Raw genomic sequence first — 17,821 nt, forward strand, 5'->3', positions numbered from 1 at the left:
GTTGCTTTGCGGCACGATGTCTGTGCGGTTTCCCGTCGGCGTTGCGGCCTTGTCAGGGGTGCGGCGCCCGTGGTTTTCCTAATCTCAGGCTGCCCAATGCCTCACCGCTTGCTGAACCTGCCCGAATTGGGTCTGCTCATTTACCTGCTGCGGCAGGTGCCCAACGCCGATCGGTTCCTGGCCGTGCTGCCGACCATTGCAGTAGAGGACACGAACGAAGGCAGCCCGGGAAACCTGCGGTTTGTCGGCTCGAAGTCCGGCCGCCAACTGGGAAGCACGCTGGCCGAAACGCGGTTTTCCGACGAAGACGGCGTAACCGTACTGGCCCGGCTGTACCTGGACCAGCACGGCAACCTGTACGAGCTGGACTGCTGGAAAGTAGACGATTCTCCCGTGAAGCGCATTCCCGCTTTTTAGGCCGCACGGCGGTTACTTACACGGCTCTTTGCGGCGGGTATCAATGATGTAGGCAATCTTCCAGCCCTCGGCCAGCTTCACCAGCTGAAACGAGTTGTAGCCGCAGTGGCTGAACGTGGAGCCCACGTAAAACTGGTAGGGCGTCCAGGCGCTGGCCAGCTGGGCGTCCACCAGCACCTGCTCGAAGCTGATGCGCTCATCGTACACCTCTTTGTGCGGCGTGCCCATCATTTTCAGCACCTCTTTGGGGTTTTCGGTGCGCACCTGCACCACGCCGTTGCGGTTGGTAATGGTTTGCAGAATAGCCGTGGGGGCAAGGGTGCTCCGCACCAGGGCGCTGTCGCCCTTGCGCATCCCGTCGAAAAAGGTGTTGATGGTCTTCTTTACCGCTTCAACGTCAGTAGCCGGGGCGCCTTTTTGGGCGAAGGCAGCAGGTGAGGCCAGCAAAAGCAGGGCAGGGAGTAGCAGGTGCTTCATACAGGAAAGGGGGATGATACGCATAGGTGCAAAAAGCCTGAAAGCGTTGCAGCAGCGGGCCCCGCACCGTGGCGAAATGCGCAAGGTCGCTCTCAATATATCCTCAAAAGCAGGGTAACTATCCGGCCGTTGGCGTTGTTATAATCCCGTGTTCGAGGGCCGGCAACAGCTGAGCTTGTGCTACCTTCGCTTATTCCGTAGGCTTTAACCGTTGCCCTATGCGTACCAAAGACTGGTTTGATTTCGGCCCCGTTTTCACGTATTTCTTCCGCAAGAAAGACCCAAGCCGCCACACCAACTTCAACCTCCGCACCATGCACACCATCAATAAGGTGTCGATGCTCATGTTCCTGGGCGGGTTGATTTACATGCTTTTCAAGTTTGTTATCCTGCGTTAAGTCGCCGCTAGCCAACTTTTAATACTTCGGGCCCGCCGGCATTTAGTGTTCGGCGGGCTTTGTCGTTTCAGGCCGCCGGGGCCCGAAAAACCGGCCTTCCGCACCTCCGTTCTGCTTACCTTGCCCGCCAAACGGTAGCGAGTATGAACATCGAAGAATTCCGCGAGTACTGCCTCGCCAAGCCCGGCACCACCGAGGAAACGCCCTTCGGCCCCGATAACCTGGTGTTCAAAGTCGGCGGTAAGATGTACGCCCTCATCGACATCGAAACCTACAACTCGGCCAACCTCAAGTGCGACCCGGAACGCGCCATTCAGCTGCGCGAAGCCCACGATTACGTGCTGCCCGGCTACCACATGAACAAGAAGCACTGGAACACGGTGCTTATCGGCACCGGCATTTCGGTGCGGCAGCTGCAGGAGCTAATCGACCACTCCTACGACCTCGTGCGCGCCTCGCTGCCGAAAGCGGTGCAGGCGGAGCTGCAGTAACAGGGCCTACGGTTACGACTTGTCATCCTGAGGCGCAGCCGAACCGCGGGAAGACGAAGTCAAGGACATTCTCCCGATAAACTTCCATCAGAACGTCATGCCGAGCGCAGTCGAGGCATCTCGCGTGCTGATGTTCGATAGTGATTTTACTATCTGGCGAGATGCCTCGACTGCGCTCGGCATGACGTTCAGCGGTGGTAAGGTCCTTCGCGCTGCTCAGGATGACAAAATGGAGTACAAAAAAGCCCGCTGGCGCAAACCAGCGGGCTTTTTGTTTATGGAATGGGCGACGTCTGGCTCCCCCTCTCTTTTGGAGAGGGGGCCGGGGGGTGAGGCTCTACACCACCACGTTCACCATGCGGCCGGGCACCACAATTACCTTCTTGGCGGGTTTGCCTTCGGCGTAGCGGACCAGGATATCCGTAGCGCGTACGGCGGCTTCGATTTCGGCGGCCGTGGCGTTGGCCGGGAACTGCAGCTGCTCGCGCACTTTGCCGTTGATGGCCACCGGGTAGTTCACGGTGTCTTCCACGAGGTACTGCTCGTTGAACTCCGGGAACGGGGCGGTGCTCAGGCTGCCGCGCGCGTTGCCGAGCTGCTCCCACAACTCCTCCGCCAAGTGCGGCGCGTAGGGCGAGATGAGCACCACCAGCGGCTCCAGAATGGCGCGCTTGTGCGTGTTCAGCGCCGATAGCTCGTTCACGCAAATCATGAACGTACTCACGGAGGTGTTAAATGAGAACCGCTCAATGTCTTCCTGCACCTTCCGAATGGCCTTGTGCAGGGCCTTCAGCTCGGCCGGCGTGGCTGGCTCGTCGGTTACGGCCCAGTCGCGGTCTTCGGGGTAATACAAGCGCCAGAACTTCTTGAGGAAGCCCGAAACGCCCGTCATGCCCTGGGTATTCCACGGCTTGAACTGCTCCAGCGGCCCGAGGAACATCTCGTGCAGGCGCAGCGCGTCGGCCCCGTATTGATTTATCAATACGTCGGGGTTCACAACGTTGTGCTTCGACTTCGACATTTTTTCGACTTCAACACCGCAGATATAGGTGCCATTGTCTTCAAAAATGAATTCTGCGTTTGCGTAATCTTCGCGCCACTTTTTAAAGGACTCTATATTGAGCACATCGTCTTTTACGATGTTAACATCCACATGAATGGGCTGGTATATGGTTTTTGCGCTATCAAAAGGATTAATAAAATTATCTTTGATATTATGTGAAACAAAATATTGTTTTTCTGGAAAGTTGAACTTTGATACATAATTAAATTTATTGTCTATTGAATAAATACAAATCATAGCTGCCATCCAGGGATTGGCAATAACTTCTTCAAGTTGAAAAATAGCTGATATACGGTAAGGGCTTACTAATCCATCTTTTTTACTTGAGACTTGAAAGCCTTGGATATGTTTTTGTGAAACATCTCTTAGGCTAATGTGAGTTTGCTTGCCATCAATTGTAAAAGTTGCGTTTCCAGAATTGGTGCTTTCTGCATTGCTGGAAATTGATGCTAACCGTATAACGTTATCAAAGCCAAGTTCTTTTAAAGCTTTTTGCAATAATAACGCTGCGTAAATCCCTTTGTTTAAGCGGTACACGAAGTTCGAGCGGCCCAGAATCATGCCTTGGTTAATCAGCTTCTGGAAAGGCTCGTTGCCTCTAACCAGGCCCAGATCCTTCAGGAAGAGGTACCAGAAGCGGGCGTAGAGCAAGTGACCGGTGGCGTGCTCGGCGCCGCCCATGTAGAGGTCCACGGTTTGCCAGTACTGCTCGGCCTGCTCGCCCACGAACCGCTCGGTGTTCTGCGGGTCCATGTAGCGCAGATAATACCAAGAAGAGCCGGCCCAGCCGGGCATGGTGCTCAACTCGAAATCGAACTGCCCGCGGTATTTCCAGTCCTGGGCGCGGCCTAGCGGCGGCTCGCCGGTTTCGGTAGGCTTGTACTCATCGATTTCGGGCAGCACAAGGGGCAGGTCGGCTTCGGCCACGCCAAAGGCCATTCCGTCGCGGTAGTACACTGGAATCGGTTCACCCCAGTAGCGCTGGCGGCCGAATATGGCGTCACGCAGGCGGTAGTTGATTTTGCCGGTACCGATGCCCTTTTCTTCCAGGCGCTTGATGACTTCCTGAATGGCCGGCTTCACGTCGAGGCCGGTGAGGAAATCGGAGTTCGTGATGCGGCCTTCCTTGGCAATGTAGGCTTCGCCAGCGGCTTCGTCGTAGCCTTCCACCACGGGCAGAATGGGCAATGTGAAGTGCTTGGCAAAGGCAAAGTCGCGGGTGTCGTGGGCGGGCACGGCCATAACCACGCCGGTGCCGTAGCCGGCCAGCACGTAGTCGGCCACCCAAATGGGCAGTTTCTCGCCGGTGAACGGGTGCAGGGCAAACGCGCCGGTGGGCTGGCCGGTAATGGTTTTCACGTCGGCCATCCGGTCGCGCTCCGAGCGGTTTTTGGCCCACTCCACGTACTTCTGCACGGTTTCGCGCTGTGCGTCGGTGGTCAGCACATCCACGAACTCCGACTCGGGCGCCACGGCTAGGTAGCTCACGCCGAACAAGGTATCGGGGCGGGTGGTAAACACCGTTAGCGGCAGTTCGGGGTGGTTTTCTACCTCGAAGCGCACCTCGGCGCCCACCGAGCGGCCAATCCAGTTGCGCTGCATTTCCTTTACCGCGTCGGGCCAGTCGATGTTATCGAGGCCGTCGAGCAGGCGCTGGGCGTAGGCCGTGATGCGCAGGTTCCACTGCGGCATGAGGCGGCGCTCCACGGGGTAACCGCCGCGCTCCGACACGCCATCTTTCACCTCGTCGTTTGAGAGTACTGTGCCCAGCTGCGGGCACCAGTTTACGTAGGTTTCGCTTTGGTAGGCGAGGCGGTAGGGGTGAACGGCGGCAATTCGCTGCGACTCGCTCATCATTTGCCACTGGCCGGCCGAGAAATCGTGCCGTTCGTCCTCGTCGCAGGCGGCGCGTACGCCGGCGCTGCCTTCGGCCGCAAACTTATCCTGCAGGGTGCGGATGCTCTCGGCCTGGTTGGTATCGAGGTTGAACCAGGAGTTGAACAGCTTCAGGAAGATCCACTGCGTCCACTTGTAGTAGCTGGGGTCGGAGGTGCGCACTTCGCGGCTCCAGTCGTAACTGAAACCCAACGACGACAGCTGCTCGATGTAGCGGGCTATGTTCTCGCGGGTGGTTTTCTCGGGGTGCTGGCCGGTCTGGATGGCGTACTGTTCGGCGGGCAGGCCGAAGGAGTCGAAACCCATGGGGTGCAGCACGTTGAAACCGCGGTGGCGCTTGTAGCGCGTCACGATATCGGAAGCAATGTAGCCTAGCGGGTGACCCACGTGCAACCCCGCCCCGGAGGGGTAGGGAAACATGTCGAGCACGTAGTACTTGGGCTTATCGGAGCTGTTATCGGCGCGGAAAGTCTGGTTTTGCTGCCAGAAGTTCTGCCACTTCTGTTCTATCTCCTGCGGGCGGTAGCCGGGCATAGCGGTTCGGTAGTTGCTGAAACCGCGAAGTTAGCCCGAAGCACCGTAGAAGCCACGCGAAGTTTGCCGGCAAAATGCCACTCCTGGTTTTTAGCTGCTGCTGGTTCCCCAGCCGTTGGTAATCTTTTTCAGCTCGTCGATGTCGTGGATGGGGCCGCGGTAGAGAATGTGCGGGCTGAACACGTCGCCGCTCGATAACTCCACGGTGCCGTCGGTATCATGGGGCAGGAACACGCGCAGTGTGCCGTCGGGAGTCATGCGCACGTACAAGTCGCCGCGTTGGTAGCTGGTGCCCTCGGGAACGTAATCGGCAAGCAGAAAGCCGGCTTCCTGGAGTTGGTCGTGCGTCATGGGAGCGGACTACGCGGCGTTCTTGAACAAGTAAGGCCTGGCGGCTGCGTCGAGCAGCGTGGGCACAATGGGCAACTTCGCATCGGTGCCATCGGAGGGAAGCAACTGCTGCCGAACGTGTTCTTCCACGTGGGCCAATGGCAACACGATGCCCGCTTGGCGCAGCGCCTCGTGATACGATAATAACAGCTCCACTGCCTCGGCGGATGGCCGTTCGAGCAAACTGCAATCAACCCAAACGGCAGGTTTGCCGCTATGCGCCGCCAGGTGCAAGGCACGAGCCAAGGATACTTCCGGGCCGGACTCCGTCATGTCGCGCAACACGAGCAGGTAGCTGTCCGGTAACGATTCTCTGTACGCTTCCACCATTGCTTTCGAACCGTTATGTGCCCTTACAAAAGTAGGCCGGTTGGCTACGCTGAAGTAGGCTTATTGTACTGATCTGGAATGCGGTGAGTACTTATTTATACCCAGGTAGCACGGGGTGCAAACGAGCTAAATGGCTTCCTGCAGGCCGCAAACGAGGTTTAACGCCGGAATAAATTACGTACTAATAGCCGAGCTGAACCCGTAGTTATCCTGACGAAGGGTGGCACCTAAACCGGTTGTTTTGTAATCGAGCGGGCTGCCTGTCAAATGCGGCAACTAGGTACAACCTCAGGTGTGGTGTTGTACCGTGACAGGCGGTCCGCTTTTTTATGCCCTTTCGGGTCGGTTCAGCGGGTTTTGCCCGTCCCAGCTGCCTTCGGCGCGCAGCACCCGAAACCGTGCGAACAGCTCTTCCGAGTACCACTTTTCCTGGCGCGTACGCTTCACCACGTCCTTGTGCCGGCCGTCGTGCTGGTGGCCGTAGGCATATTGCCGCATCTGCGCCGCCGATTCCCACACGCTGAACGTGGCCTGCCGGATAAACGGCAGCTCGCCCAGGCCGATGCCGGCCACGTAGCCCGGCGCCTGCACCACGGCCCGGCTCACGGGCGGTACAGCTTTCCAGAAGCTCCAGGAGCGCAACGGCCGAATGCTGGCGCGGGTGAGCACCGCTACCGGACCGTCGGGTTGCGTTGGGGCCTCGGGCACGGCGTAATCAAACGGGTTGCTGCCGTCCCAGAGGCCGTGCGCCTGCAAGGGCTGAAGACGCGCCGTCCAGAGCTCGGTGCTGTGCTGCCGGAACTGCTGCCAGCTGGCGTTGCCCGCGAAAAACATGTCGGCGGCGGCTTCGTTGTCCCACACCGCCATCAGGCCATAGCGCCGCAGGTTGGGGCGTAGGCCAAAATCGAAGCCCGAGCCCAGCAGCTTGGCGAAGCGCAGGCCCGGTACTTGCGCAAACTGCCGTGGCAGCAAGCCCATTTGCGCCAGGCCCCAGCGGCGGCGGTCGGGACGAAGCGTAATAACGGTGAGGGTGGTGAGAGGCGAAGCAGCAGGCACGCGAAACGGGGTTGATCGACCAACAAGCAACAAAAAAAGGGAGAGAACGGATTCTCTCCCTTTCGGTAATTCATAAAATAAGGGTGCGGTGGACGGCTGCCTTAACGGATGCTTCCCGCGGAGGTTACGCCCGGCCGCCGATTTTACTTCGGATTTACCTTGGCGTGCTCGTCGCCGGTGGGCTGGTACCGCTCGCCGGTGGCCACGGCTTTCACGTAGCCGAAGGCGTGCACCAGCACGTTGCTGGGCTGGTCCCAGTACTCGCCGCGGTCAATATCCACGCGCAGCAAGGCAATGTTGGGGTCGTCGGAGCCCTTAGGGAACCATGTGCGCAGGCCCTCATTCCACATGTCTTTGATTTTGGCACGGTCGGTTACGATGGTGGCGCGGCCGGTAATGCTTACGTACAGGTTGTCGTCGGGCTTGGAGTAGCCCAGGTTAATGTGGCGGTCCTGCTGTACCTCGTCGATTTTGGGCGAGTCTTTCTCGGTGAAAAACCACAGCGTGCCGTCGGCTTCGGGCTTGTGGGTGTACATCGGACGCGAATGCAGCGAGCCGTCGGACTCGGCGGTGGTCATCATGGCAATCTTGATGTCCTTAATGCGCTCCACGAGCTTGCTTACGTCGTGGCTTACGGCAACTTTCTCGGCCATGGGGTCGGGGTGTTTAGGTTGATCGGATTGGAAGGAGGTGTTTGGGCTTACGGGCCGTAAGAGGCCGGGGTTTGACTGCCGCGCCAACTTTCCACGCGTAATGGGTTCCGTAATGCCGATGCGGGCAGCCGCACAAGCCCGCGAAGGGAAAGTAGGCCTTACCTTGCCGCCGTGAACTTCCTCGCTCATTTGCTGCTTTCGGGCCCTAACGACGACCTGATCGTGGGCAACTTTGCCGCCGAAGCCGTGCGCGGCCGCGCGGCCGTGGAAGCGTACGCACCCGCCGTGCAGCGCGGCATTCGGTTGCATCGCCTCATCGACTCGTTTACCGATAACCACCCCGTGGTGCGCCGCAGCACCGCCCGCCTGCGCGAATCCGGCTTGGGCAAGTGGGCCGGCGTGGTGGCCGACGTGGGCTACGACCACCTTTTGGCCCGCAACTTTGCCAGTTACACGTACGACCCACACGAGCCGCTGGCCGCCTTCAGCCAGCGCATGTACAGTGTGCTGCAAGCCCGCCACGCGGAATTGCCCGAGCGCCTGCAGCACATGTTTCGTTACATGCGGCAGGACGATTGGCTTACGAACTACGCCCGGCCGGAAGGCTTGGAACGGGCATTATATGGCCTGAGCCGCCGCGTACCAAGCGGGGCCGTACTGGCTACCGGCGCCGCGGCGTTTCTGGCGGAACGGGCGGCATATGAGGCGGATTTCGCGGAGTTTTGGCCGGAGCTTCGGGCGGCCGTTGAATCGATAAACTAAACGATATGCAAGACGCTGATGTGTTGGCCGTACGTGACGCCATTGTGCAACAAGCCAAGCACCTCCTGACGGAAGCAGGGGAGTTTTACCCCTTTGGCATGGTGCTGAAAAAAGACGGATTGGTGGTGCCAGTCAGCGCGTTCGAAGCAGACGAGCAACCCGAACTAGAGACGCTGGTGCCGCTGCTAGAAAATGACATTCGCACGGAATTAGCCTCCGGTAAGTGCTTGGCTGGTGGAATAGGCGTGGATGTATGCCTGCGTTTTTCGGCCGACACGCCTCCGACCGATGCCTTGCACATCCGGTTGCTCCGGCACGATGGGCAGGCCGTCGATTACTACATGACTTATCGATTAGCGGAAGACCGGCTGATCTGCGACCCGCTGTTTGAAGACGTGGGCACCTTCACGCTGGAATAAACAACGCTCGGCCCGCCCGTGAATACAGGCAGGCCGAGCGTTGTTCTTGTCAATCCAAAATCAGCAGACGGTTTAAGCAAAGGTGCTTTAATCGGCCGGAACGTAGGCAATTTCCGGGGCGCTGCTGCCCGGCGTTTGAAGCACGAGGCGGTCGGCTGTTAACTCCTTTACATTGATTTTTCGGGAGCCGCCTTCTTCATCCACGATGGTAAGCGTGCGGGTTTCCTCGTCGAGCTGCCAGCGCAGCTTGTGGCCGGCAATGAGCAGCTTGGTTTTGACAATGCCGTTGGGCCGAAACTCGTAGCGGGCCATGTCCATGACTTTGCGTACGGCTTCCGGATTCTTGGCCAAGGTCTCGGCTTTCTTGGGGTCTTTGGCCTGCATGCGGGCCGTAATCTGTTGCGCGGCTGCGTCGAGCGAGGCCGGGGCAATGCGCCACTGGCGTAGCAGCAGTTTCTGCAGCTGCACGTAACTCACCTGTACCTCGCCAATCAGGTAGCTCTGTTCCTCCAGGGCTACCTCGGTGCCGATTTGGGCGGCGGGCAGCGTCAGGGGCTGAAAGCCGAGGTGTGAAAACGTAAGTTTGGCGTTGGGTGAAGCGGTGGGTAAACGCAACGAAAAGCGGCCCTTTTCATCGGAAACCGCGCTGGTTTTCTGGTCTTCTACCCGCACCGTAACTTGTGCCAGGGGCTCTTTGGTGCTGCGGGCAATAACGCGGCCGCTCACCACTTGCTGGGCCAGGGCGGCTGTGTTCAGCAACGCCAATAACAATAGAATCAGGAAGTAAGGCCGGTGCGAGGAGAGGCGCATTATGTAATGAGAAATAGGAGTGATGTGACGCTTACGTTAGCGTGTTTGAAGGTAGATGTTAGCGCAGCAAAATCGGTTGCATCTGTTCGAAGCGTGTTGCAGGCAATAGGGGCGGGGTGACGCAAAATTCTAGAACATGAATGTCGAACCGCAAAAAAAACGGGGCCGTGAAGCCCCGTTTTCGTTATCAGCAAGTCGTTGAAACCTAGTGATGGTGGCCGCCTTCGCCGTGTACGTGGCCGTGGTCGAGCTCCTCTTTGGTGGCGTCGCGCACGTCTACCACTTTGCCTTCGAAGTGCATGGTCATGCCGGCGAGGGGGTGGTTGAAGTCCATCTGTACGGTGTCGTCGTTAATGGCCACCACTTTGCCTTGCAGCTGGTTGCCTTGGTTGTCCGACATGGGCAGGTAGTTGCCGGGCTGGAGCATTTCCTGGTCCAACTGGCCATCAATTTCGAATACTTGCTTGGGCAGGTCCACCAGGGCATCCTGGTCGTAGTCGCCGTAGCCGTCTTCGGGCGAGAGGCTGAAGGCGAAGGAGTCTCCCGGGTTTTTGCCTTGCAAGTGCTGCTCAAACTGTTCGGGAAGGCCGCTCATGCCGAACAAAAACACCATAGGCGAATCGGCTTCGGCCTTTTCGACGAGCATTTTTTCCTGCTCGTCGTTGGTGACACTCAGGTCGTAGGTGAGGGTCACCACTTTGTTGTCGGCAATCTGCATGGGGTATCGGGTCTGGTTGAAAACCGTGTGAATTAAGGGCAAGTACGGGAAAATAACGAAGCCGTTCCGCGGGCGGCCGCATAACCTCCTGCTTATTCAGGCCGTTACTCCACAGTAAACTACACGCATTCTGCTGCATATGTTCGTTCCGTTTTCTTCCCGCTGGGCTGCGCTACTCGCCAGCGGCACGCTATCAGTGGCCTGCCAATCGAACCCTGAAACGCAAACACCGCCCGAGCGGGCCGCCACCGACCTACCCGCCATGGCGGCCGCCCCGGCTACCGACAGCGCGCAGCAACGCATAGGCACGCACCGGTTGCTGTTCGCCCTCGACAGCACCCACAATACGCCCGATGGCATGGCGCTGGCGCCCAACGGCAACATCATCCTGTCGGTGCCCAACCTAGCTGATAATAGCCATCCGGCTACGCTGGTGGAAATTGTGGGCGACTCCCTGCGGCCGTACCTGAGCAAGCTGCCCGTGGAGCCCAGCACCAAAAAGGCCGCGCCCATGGACCTGGCTTTCGGGCCCGATGGCCACTTGTACTACGCCGAAAACCAGTACGAAAACGACAAGAATTTTAAGTCGCGGCTGATGCGGGTGCGTATCAAAGACGGCAAGCCCGGCGCCGTGGAAACCGTAGCCGACAACTTCGCCCTGGCCAATGCCGTGCTCTGGAAAGGCAATACGCTGTACGTAACCGACAGCCAGTGGGACCTCGCCGATAACGACAAAGGCAGCGCTGTTCTGCGCTTTTCGCTGGACGAACTGAACAAAGGCGTGGTGCACCTGAAGCCCAAAACCATGGACCCGCACGTGCTGGCGTTTTTTACCACCAAAGTCAACGAAACCGGCCTCGACAACGGCGCCGACGGCCTCGACTACGACAGCCAGGGCCGCCTGTACACCGGCTCCTTCGGCGACGGCACGCTCTACCGCCTCACCCTGAAATCCGATGGCAGCCTCGATAAGCAGGACGTGATTACGCCCAGCGGTAAGGCCATTCCCTGCGTCGACGGGCTGATTATTGACCGGAATACCGACAAGTTGTATCTGTGCAACTCGCGAGAAAACGCCATTGAAATGGTGGACTTGAAAACCAACAGCGTAACTACTTTGGCCCAGAACGGCGACACCGACGGCGCCAACGGCCTGCTCGATCAGCCCGCCGAAGTGCTCATGAAAGGCAACCGCCTCTACATTGCCAACTTCGACAAGCCCGATAAGAACTTCGTCAACACCAAGCACGATGCCCCGCATACGGTATCGGTCCTCGATTTATAGGAGGAAGGGCTTTAGTCCCAAGTAAAATAGGCGAAGGGCCTTCAGCTGCTAGTGGGTATCGTTTTTACGATTGTCGTGCTAGCAGCTGAAGGCCCTTCGCCGTGTTTAGGTAACGAGTACGGCAGTGCCCGACCTTACTGCTGAAACTCCCAGGCCGTGCGGTATGCGCCAATGTCCTCCACGTAGTTCACGAAGTCGCGGTAGAAGGGGTGCGAGCTGAGCGTGGCCGAGTCGCCGACCATGAGCAGCTTGCGGCGGGCCCGCGTCATGCCCACGTTCATGCGGCGCACATCGGAGAGGAAGCCGATGTCGGAGGCGGCGTTGGAGCGGGTGAGAGTAATGGCAATGATGTCGCGTTCCTGGCCTTGGAACGAGTCTACGGTGCCGATGCTGAGCTGACGCTTAATGAGCAAGTCGTTTAGTTCGGGAATGTCCTCCACGCGGTCTTTCAGGTGGTTGATCTGGGCCCGGTAGGGGGCAATAACCCCAATGCTGAGCGGTTGTTGCTCGTGGTCGTCGGCGTTGTAGTCTTGCAGCAGCTCCACGAGGCGGCGCAGCAGCAGGTCGGCTTCCTCGGGGTTGGCTACCGAAGGGCTGTCCAGAATACCCAACTCCTCGAAGCCACAACCGGCCGTGTCGATGAACTCCACGGCGCCGGGCTCGGGGGCGAAGCGCACGTCGTAGGCGTGCAGGTCGGCGCGGCGCACGCGCTCATCGGCCTGCAGGCGGCCGCCGTAAAACTGATCGGAGGAGAAGCGCATGATGTCCTCGTGCATGCGGTATTGCACTTCCAGCATCCGGGCCGTTTCGGGCTGACGCGTAATGCACTTCTCGAACAGCGTTTCGCGCAGGCCCTGGGCAGCGGCTTTGTCGCTTTTCACGGTGGGCGGCAGCTGGCAATGGTCGCCGGCCAGCACCACGCGCTCGGTTTTGGTGATGGGAATCCAGCAGCCCGGTTCTAGAGCCTGCGCGGCTTCGTCGATGAACACCGTTTCGTAAGTAAGGTGCCGAATGGCGCGGTTGGCGGCGCCCACCAGCGTGCAGGTAATTACCTGCACTTTCTCCAGCAGGTCTTCGGTAATGTACTTTTCCAGCTGATCGGATTCCTGAATCAGCTGATGCGCCTGCTCCTTCAGGTGTTGGCGCTGCTGCCGCTCTTCCCAGCCGTAATTGCGCTTGTATTGGCCGGCCTGCTGGCGGTATTGCTCGGCCGTTTGGCGCAGGCTGCGCATCTCGGCGTAGTGCTTGTGGGTCATGATCTGCGCGTCGAGCGTGTGCTCGAGCAGCAAATCCGACACGCGCGAGGGGTTGCCCATGCGAATCACGTTCACCCCGCGCTCGGCCAGCTTTTCGGTGAGCAAATCCACGGCCGTATTGCTCGGGGCGCACACCAGCACGCGCCGCTCCCGCCGAATGGTTTCCAGAATGGCCTGCACCAGCGTGGTGGTTTTGCCGGTGCCGGGCGGGCCGTGAATAATGGCCACGTCCTTGGCAGCCATAACGTGCTGCACGGCGGCGGTTTGCGAGGCGTTCAGCGGGTTGGGGTAGTACAGCTTCTCGGTTTGCTCCGCCGATTTGTACTCGGCGGGGCGGTGGCCCAGCAGGGTGTCGCGCAGCTCGGCGAGGCGGCCGTAGGCGCCCTGGACCTTTTGCAGGGCCAGCTCCATTTCGCGGTAGCTCACCTCGTCGAAGGTCAGATCGAGGCCCAACTTGCCGCCTTCGTCAATCCAGTCCGGGAGGTCTTCCTTGTTGGTGGCGAGCGTGATTTTGTTGCGCCGCACGCTGGTTACCACACCTTGCAGGGTGGGCTTATCGGTGCCGGAGCGGCCGGGCACGTTGCCGAACAGAGCGGCGTTTTTGCCCACCTGAAACAAGTGCAACTGCTGGCTCTGGCCGGCGGGGCGTTCCAGCTCCAGCACCATCTTGCCGCCAAAGCCGATGTCTTCCTTGCTGATTTTAACGGGGTACCAGCTCAGGCCGCGGTGTACACGCTCGGCAATGGTGCTTTTGGCGTTCCGGATGCGGTATTGCTCCAGGTCTTCCTGCTGCTCCACGCGTAGCAAACCTGCTACACGCTTCAGCTCGTCGTAAACGGATTCGAGGGCGGGGGTATTGGGGGTAGCTTCAGCCAAGCTTGTATTCTGAATTGCGAAAAAGTAGACCAGGTCAACAAGCGTTGAACGGCAAACGTGCGGACGAAGGTCGAGTGGAAAGGGGGAATGCGTGGCGCTACTACCTCGCAGCGACGGTGTGAACGTAGCCAGTCAACAGATCCATGTCGCGAAAGACAGGGCCTACCAAGGCCAAGAAGCCCTGTAATGCCCTGTCGCTGTCTACATGCATGTTCAGCATGTATTCTTCCTCGTCAAAGTCCATGTGGTCGAATAAGTTTGGGCTATTTTCTTCGATGATTAGCGCGACTACATCAACCAGCGAAATCAATCCTTCCGAGGAACAGCCATCAAACAGCATTTTATAGCTTGAAAGATTTGGATCCGCAAAATCGGCAGCTATCCGGTACATCTGTTCAGGTGAGCTGTAAGAAGCTCCATCAACAAACGTGACGCTGAAAGGAAAAGAATCTATGTTCATAAGCTAAGCGGTAAAAATGGGGCTTCCCCTTGACAAGGTGAATTAGGTCCTAGTTACCACATTAGTCACGTCCCGCCCCTGAATAGCGGCGGCCATTAGCTCCGGAAACTTATCCGGCGTACAAGCGAAGCTCGGAATGCCCAGGGCCGCCAGTTTCTCGGCTACGCTGCGGTCGAAGCTGGGCGCGCCTTCGTCGCTAAGCGCCAGCAGCACCACCAGGGTAACGCCTGCGGCTTTCAGGGCGGCGGCGCGCTTGATCATTTCGGTGGGGTTGCCGCCTTCGTACAAGTCGCTGATGAGGATCAGAACGGTATCGGTGGGGCGGGTAATGAGCTGCTGGCAGTAGGTGAGGGCGCGGTTGATATCGGTGCCGCCGCCGAGCTGCACGCCGAAAAGCAGGTCCACGGGGTCCTGCAAATCCTGGGTGAGGTCGGCCACGGCGGTATCGAACACCACCATGTGCGTGCGCACGGCCCTGATGGACGCCAGCACGGCCCCAAACACGCCCGCATACACCACCGAGGCCGCCATAGAGCCGCTTTGGTCCACGCACAGCACCACTTCCTTGAGCGCCTGCCCGCGCCGGCCGTACCCAATGAGCTTTTCGGGCACAATGGTGCGGTGCGTGGGCTGGTAATGCTTCAGGTTCACCCGAATGGTAGCCGGCCAGTTGATTTCGCGGTAGCGCGGGCGCGGGTTGCGCACGGCGCGGCTCAGGGCGCCCTGCACGGCCTGGCGCAAGGGGTTGGCGAGGCGCTGCTCCAGGTCGCGTACCACACGCTGCACCACTTCGCGGGCTGTGCTGCGGGCCTTGGCCGGCATCACGCGGCCCAGCGACATGAGCAGGCCCACCAAGTGCACGTCGGGCTGCACCGAGCGCAGAATTTCCGGTTCCAGCAGCAGCTCGTTTAGACCTAGGCGCTCCATGGCGTCTTTCTGCATCACGGCCACCACCGACGACGGAAAATACTCCCGAATGTCGCCCAGCCAGCGCGACACGCGCGGCGCCGACGCGCCTAGGTTGCCGCGGCGGTCGGTGGAATTGCCTTCGTAGAGGGCCGTTAGCACATCGTCCATGCGGCCGTAATCGGGCGGGAGGGGAACGGTATTGGCCTCATCGGCGGCGGAGCCGAGGACGAGTTTCCAGCGGACGGCGTTGCTCATGGGCAGTAGGTACGGCAGGGCTTTCGGTGCAAGCTACGGGAGGCCGGACGTTAACAGCCGGCTTCCGCCGGCTTAGCCGCGCTGTTCGGCCAATGTGATGATGAACTCGGTGAATTCGCCCTCCCGGGTTTCGGCGCGCAGGGTGCCGCCGTGGCCCTTGGTCACAATTTCGTAGCTCATGGATAAGCCCAGGCCGGTGCCTTCGCCCGCGGCTTTGGTCGTGAAAAAGGGGAGGAAAATCTGCTCCCGAATCGACTCCGGAATACCCAAGCCGTTGTCGTGCACCCGAATTTCCACGGCTTCGGCCAACTGACGCGTGCTCACGCGTACGGCGGGCGTGTAATCCTGCTCGGCTACTTGTACACGCTGCCCCACGGCCTGAAAGGCGTTGGTCATTAGGTTGACCAGCACGCGGCCTAGGTCCTGGGGAATGAGGCTGACGCTGGGCAAGTTGGGGTCGAGGTCGAGGGTAAAGGAAGGGGCCGAAACGGCGTTTTTCGTTTGAAACGGCTCGTAAGCTAGGCGGGCGTGTTCGGTAACCAACTGGTTGAGGTCGGTGTGCTGGCGGCGGTCGGTGCCGGTGCGGGCATGTTCCAGCATGTCTTTGATAATGGACGAGGCCCGCAAGCCATGCTGACTGATTTCCTGCAGGTTTTGCTTGAGGCCCGCCAGTATTTGCTGCTCCAAGCCCCCGCGAGCCGTGCCATTGCCGGGTCGCTGCATGTCGTCGAGCATGGTGGAGCTGACTTCGGCGAATCGCTTCATAAAGTTGAGCGGGTTTTGCAGCTCGTGGGCAATGCCAGCCGATACCTCGCCCACAAACGCCCACTTTTCAGCGGCCACCAGCTGGGTTTGGGTTTGACGCAGTTGCTCCAGGGTTCGTTTGTTGACGCGCAACTGCCGGTACAGCACCACGCCCAAGCCCGACATCATGGCCACCACAAACAGCACGCCGCCCAGCATAAAGCTGCGCTGCCGCAGCCGCAAGGTTTGAAAGGCGTTGGCGTGTTTCAGGTCCGCAATTTTGGCGTTTTGCGAGTTTTCCAGCCGTTCACCTTCGTACTGGGCAATGTTAAAGCTGGCGTGGGCCGCATTCATGGAATCCACCAGGGCCAGGTAGGTGCGGGTGTAGCGCAGTCCCTTTTCGGGTTGCTTCTGCGCGTCGTAAAACCGAATGAGCTGCTGGAGCAGGTGGGGGCGCAGCATGTTGAACTTACTGGTGGTGGCCTTGCGGTAGGCCATTAACCACCGCTGCTCGGCGCGGGCGTAGTCGCCACGCGCTAAGTAATAACGCGCCCAGGTATCGTCCAGCACAAACTCGCCAGGCCGTCCCGATATGGGCAGTTGCATAGAATCGGCCAGGAATTGGGCTCGGGTAAGCAGCTGGCGGGCTTGGTCCAGTTGCTGCATTTTGATGAGCACCGCGCTTTTCTGCACCAGTCCGTAAGCCGTGTACAAGGCCCGGTCGGCGGAGTCGCGCCGGGCAGCCTGCAGGGCTTGGTTGGCAAAGCTCAGGGCCTGGGGAAGCTGGTTTTCCTGCAGGTACAGCCTCGACAAGGCCTGCAGGGTGTAAAAGCGGCGCAGCCCTTCCAGCTTGTATTTATTTTCCAGCGCCACGGCCTGGTGCAGGTAATGCAGGGCTTTGCGGGTGTTGCCCCAATCGGCGTAGGCCGAGCCGGCCACCATCAGCTCGTTGCTGTAGAGCATGCGGTCGAAGTGCTTGAACAGGTCGGCGGCGTGCAGGTAGTTGCTGATGGCTTGGTTATAGTTGCCCATGTGGCGGTACGAGCCGGCCAGCACCAGGTAGCAGGCGGCCTCGTTCTGCATGGGACCGTGCACGCGGTAGAACTCCAGCTTCTGCTTGAAGTAGGCCAACCGCTCCTCCGACTGCTTGAGCCGGTTGTAAAGCGGCGCTAAATCAATGAGCAGGCGTGGAATGGGACGGCGGGTTTCGTCAAACAACTCAACCGCTTGCTGCAGCAGCTGCATGGCCTGAGCGTCGTCGGTGGCGTTTACCCAGAACTGCACGCCGCGGCGCAGCAGGCGGTACGGCCGGTCGTCGAAACGCTGCAGTTCCTGGTTGAGCACCACCAGCCGGTCGAGAAAGGGCAGGGCTTCTTCGCGGCGGCGCGCCTCGGTTAGCTCCGTTACATCCAGCAGGTGCACAAGGGTGCGCAGCTCGGCCGTATCCGACTGCTGCCGCGGCAGCACGCGGCGCAGCGAGTCGTAATCGGCGTTCCAGTAGCCTCCGGCCCATACGTGCTGACTAAGCAACAGGGCGAGCAGCAGTAATGAGGTGCGGAGTGCGGCAGAAAGCACAAGTAACTGAATAAAGCGGTGTGAGGCCGGCAAGCCGGATGCCAGGT

18 protein-coding genes are annotated in these 17,821 nt (G+C 59.4%); 6 read left to right on the forward strand and 12 right to left on the reverse strand.

Features of this window, described 5'->3' with window-relative positions; genetic code table 11:
• Positions 1 to 96 precede the first annotated feature (96 nt).
• Positions 97 to 417 (forward strand): DUF6984 family protein, encoded by a 321-nt coding sequence (locus tag ABD903_RS14825; protein ID WP_345225525.1) that lies wholly within the window; start codon positions 97 to 99, stop codon positions 415 to 417.
• 12 nt (positions 418 to 429) lie between these two features.
• On the opposite strand, the gene ABD903_RS14830 is transcribed toward ABD903_RS14825, so the two are convergent.
• A complete protein-coding gene (locus ABD903_RS14830) occupies positions 430 to 894 on the reverse strand; it encodes a nuclear transport factor 2 family protein (RefSeq protein WP_345225526.1) in 465 nt (154 codons plus the stop codon).
• Between the two features lie 218 nt (positions 895 to 1,112).
• Here ABD903_RS14830 and ABD903_RS14835 point away from each other — a divergent pair, with 218 nt between their 5' ends.
• Positions 1,113 to 1,292, forward strand: a complete 180-nt coding sequence (locus tag ABD903_RS14835) for a DUF6728 family protein (RefSeq protein ID WP_345225528.1) — start codon at positions 1,113 to 1,115, stop codon at positions 1,290 to 1,292.
• 143 nt (positions 1,293 to 1,435) lie between these two features.
• Positions 1,436 to 1,783, forward strand: a complete 348-nt coding sequence (locus ABD903_RS14840) for an MmcQ/YjbR family DNA-binding protein (RefSeq protein ID WP_345225529.1) — start codon at positions 1,436 to 1,438, stop codon at positions 1,781 to 1,783.
• A gap of 337 nt (positions 1,784 to 2,120) precedes the next feature.
• Here ABD903_RS14840 and ABD903_RS14845 read toward each other — a convergent pair whose 3' ends face one another.
• The 5 genes from ABD903_RS14845 to ABD903_RS14865 form a co-directional block, all read right to left on the reverse strand.
• Complete coding sequence (locus ABD903_RS14845) at positions 2,121 to 5,276, reverse strand: leucine--tRNA ligase (RefSeq protein ID WP_345225531.1); 3,156 nt, start codon at positions 5,274 to 5,276, stop codon at positions 2,121 to 2,123.
• A 90-nt stretch (positions 5,277 to 5,366) separates the two neighbouring features.
• Entirely contained in the window at positions 5,367 to 5,627 is a 261-nt protein-coding gene (locus ABD903_RS14850) for a hypothetical protein (RefSeq protein WP_345225533.1), read from the reverse strand.
• Between the two features lie 9 nt (positions 5,628 to 5,636).
• Positions 5,637 to 5,996 (reverse strand): STAS domain-containing protein, encoded by a 360-nt coding sequence (locus ABD903_RS14855; protein ID WP_345225536.1) that lies wholly within the window; start codon positions 5,994 to 5,996, stop codon positions 5,637 to 5,639.
• A 327-nt stretch (positions 5,997 to 6,323) separates the two neighbouring features.
• The gene (locus tag ABD903_RS14860) at positions 6,324 to 7,052 is read right to left on the reverse strand and encodes a spheroidene monooxygenase (RefSeq protein ID WP_345225537.1); all 729 of its coding nucleotides are present in this window, start codon (positions 7,050 to 7,052) and stop codon (positions 6,324 to 6,326) included.
• A gap of 143 nt (positions 7,053 to 7,195) precedes the next feature.
• Entirely contained in the window at positions 7,196 to 7,705 is a 510-nt protein-coding gene (locus ABD903_RS14865) for a pyridoxamine 5'-phosphate oxidase family protein (protein WP_345225538.1), read from the reverse strand.
• A 171-nt stretch (positions 7,706 to 7,876) separates the two neighbouring features.
• Between ABD903_RS14865 and ABD903_RS14870 the strand changes: the two genes are divergently transcribed.
• Both ABD903_RS14870 and ABD903_RS14875 read left to right on the forward strand, forming a co-directional pair.
• Positions 7,877 to 8,467 (forward strand): acyl carrier protein phosphodiesterase, encoded by a 591-nt coding sequence (locus ABD903_RS14870; protein WP_345225540.1) that lies wholly within the window; start codon positions 7,877 to 7,879, stop codon positions 8,465 to 8,467.
• A gap of 5 nt (positions 8,468 to 8,472) precedes the next feature.
• Positions 8,473 to 8,886, forward strand: coding sequence for a hypothetical protein (locus tag ABD903_RS14875; protein ID WP_345225542.1), 414 nt, complete (start codon positions 8,473 to 8,475; stop codon positions 8,884 to 8,886).
• A gap of 87 nt (positions 8,887 to 8,973) precedes the next feature.
• Here the strand turns inward: ABD903_RS14875 and ABD903_RS14880 are convergent, their stop codons facing one another.
• The gene (locus tag ABD903_RS14880) at positions 8,974 to 9,696 is read right to left on the reverse strand and encodes a carboxypeptidase-like regulatory domain-containing protein (RefSeq protein ID WP_345225544.1); all 723 of its coding nucleotides are present in this window, start codon (positions 9,694 to 9,696) and stop codon (positions 8,974 to 8,976) included.
• Positions 9,697 to 9,901: 205 nt separating this feature from the next.
• Positions 9,902 to 10,414: an FKBP-type peptidyl-prolyl cis-trans isomerase gene (locus ABD903_RS14885; protein WP_345225546.1), complete on the reverse strand. Its 513-nt coding sequence runs from the start codon at positions 10,412 to 10,414 to the stop codon at positions 9,902 to 9,904.
• Between the two features lie 139 nt (positions 10,415 to 10,553).
• Between ABD903_RS14885 and ABD903_RS14890 the strand changes: the two genes are divergently transcribed.
• Positions 10,554 to 11,699 carry an SMP-30/gluconolactonase/LRE family protein gene (locus ABD903_RS14890; RefSeq protein WP_345225549.1) on the forward strand — a complete coding sequence of 382 codons (1,146 nt, stop codon included), beginning with the start codon at positions 10,554 to 10,556 and terminating at the stop codon, positions 11,697 to 11,699.
• A 134-nt stretch (positions 11,700 to 11,833) separates the two neighbouring features.
• On the opposite strand, the gene ABD903_RS14895 is transcribed toward ABD903_RS14890, so the two are convergent.
• The 4 genes from ABD903_RS14895 to ABD903_RS14910 all read right to left on the reverse strand — a co-directional run bounded on the left by ABD903_RS14895 (position 11,834) and on the right by ABD903_RS14910 (position 17,774).
• Positions 11,834 to 13,831 (reverse strand): AAA domain-containing protein, encoded by a 1,998-nt coding sequence (locus tag ABD903_RS14895; RefSeq protein WP_345225551.1) that lies wholly within the window; start codon positions 13,829 to 13,831, stop codon positions 11,834 to 11,836.
• Positions 13,832 to 13,931: 100 nt separating this feature from the next.
• A complete protein-coding gene (locus ABD903_RS14900) occupies positions 13,932 to 14,291 on the reverse strand; it encodes a hypothetical protein (RefSeq protein WP_345225553.1) in 360 nt (119 codons plus the stop codon).
• Between the two features lie 42 nt (positions 14,292 to 14,333).
• On the reverse strand, positions 14,334 to 15,455 hold the full coding sequence (locus tag ABD903_RS14905) for a VWA domain-containing protein (protein WP_345225554.1): 1,122 nt from the start codon (positions 15,453 to 15,455) through the stop codon (positions 14,334 to 14,336).
• Positions 15,456 to 15,527: 72 nt separating this feature from the next.
• Positions 15,528 to 17,774 carry an ATP-binding protein gene (locus tag ABD903_RS14910; protein WP_345225556.1) on the reverse strand — a complete coding sequence of 749 codons (2,247 nt, stop codon included), beginning with the start codon at positions 17,772 to 17,774 and terminating at the stop codon, positions 15,528 to 15,530.
• Between the last annotated feature and the right edge of the window lie 47 nt (positions 17,775 to 17,821).

This window comes from Hymenobacter koreensis (genome assembly GCF_039541855.1).
In the GTDB taxonomy this organism is placed as follows: domain Bacteria; phylum Bacteroidota; class Bacteroidia; order Cytophagales; family Hymenobacteraceae; genus Solirubrum; species Solirubrum koreensis.

Bases quoted from the DNA above. Each gene is read 5' to 3' on its own strand.
- ABD903_RS14825 (WP_345225525.1), top strand. From the start codon at position 97: ATGCCTCACCGCTTGCTGAACCTGCCCGAATTGGGTCTGCTCATTTAC.
- ABD903_RS14830 (WP_345225526.1), bottom strand. From the start codon at position 894: ATGAAGCACCTGCTACTCCCTGCCCTGCTTTTGCTGGCCTCACCTGCT.
- ABD903_RS14835 (WP_345225528.1), top strand. From the start codon at position 1,113: ATGCGTACCAAAGACTGGTTTGATTTCGGCCCCGTTTTCACGTATTTC.
- ABD903_RS14840 (WP_345225529.1), top strand. From the start codon at position 1,436: ATGAACATCGAAGAATTCCGCGAGTACTGCCTCGCCAAGCCCGGCACC.
- ABD903_RS14845 (WP_345225531.1), bottom strand. From the start codon at position 5,276: ATGCCCGGCTACCGCCCGCAGGAGATAGAACAGAAGTGGCAGAACTTC.
- ABD903_RS14850 (WP_345225533.1), bottom strand. From the start codon at position 5,627: ATGACGCACGACCAACTCCAGGAAGCCGGCTTTCTGCTTGCCGATTAC.
- ABD903_RS14855 (WP_345225536.1), bottom strand. From the start codon at position 5,996: ATGGTGGAAGCGTACAGAGAATCGTTACCGGACAGCTACCTGCTCGTG.
- ABD903_RS14865 (WP_345225538.1), bottom strand. From the start codon at position 7,705: ATGGCCGAGAAAGTTGCCGTAAGCCACGACGTAAGCAAGCTCGTGGAG.
- ABD903_RS14875 (WP_345225542.1), top strand. From the start codon at position 8,473: ATGCAAGACGCTGATGTGTTGGCCGTACGTGACGCCATTGTGCAACAA.
- ABD903_RS14880 (WP_345225544.1), bottom strand. From the start codon at position 9,696: ATGCGCCTCTCCTCGCACCGGCCTTACTTCCTGATTCTATTGTTATTG.
- ABD903_RS14885 (WP_345225546.1), bottom strand. From the start codon at position 10,414: ATGCAGATTGCCGACAACAAAGTGGTGACCCTCACCTACGACCTGAGT.
- ABD903_RS14890 (WP_345225549.1), top strand. From the start codon at position 10,554: ATGTTCGTTCCGTTTTCTTCCCGCTGGGCTGCGCTACTCGCCAGCGGC.
- ABD903_RS14900 (WP_345225553.1), bottom strand. From the start codon at position 14,291: ATGAACATAGATTCTTTTCCTTTCAGCGTCACGTTTGTTGATGGAGCT.
- ABD903_RS14905 (WP_345225554.1), bottom strand. From the start codon at position 15,455: ATGAGCAACGCCGTCCGCTGGAAACTCGTCCTCGGCTCCGCCGCCGAT.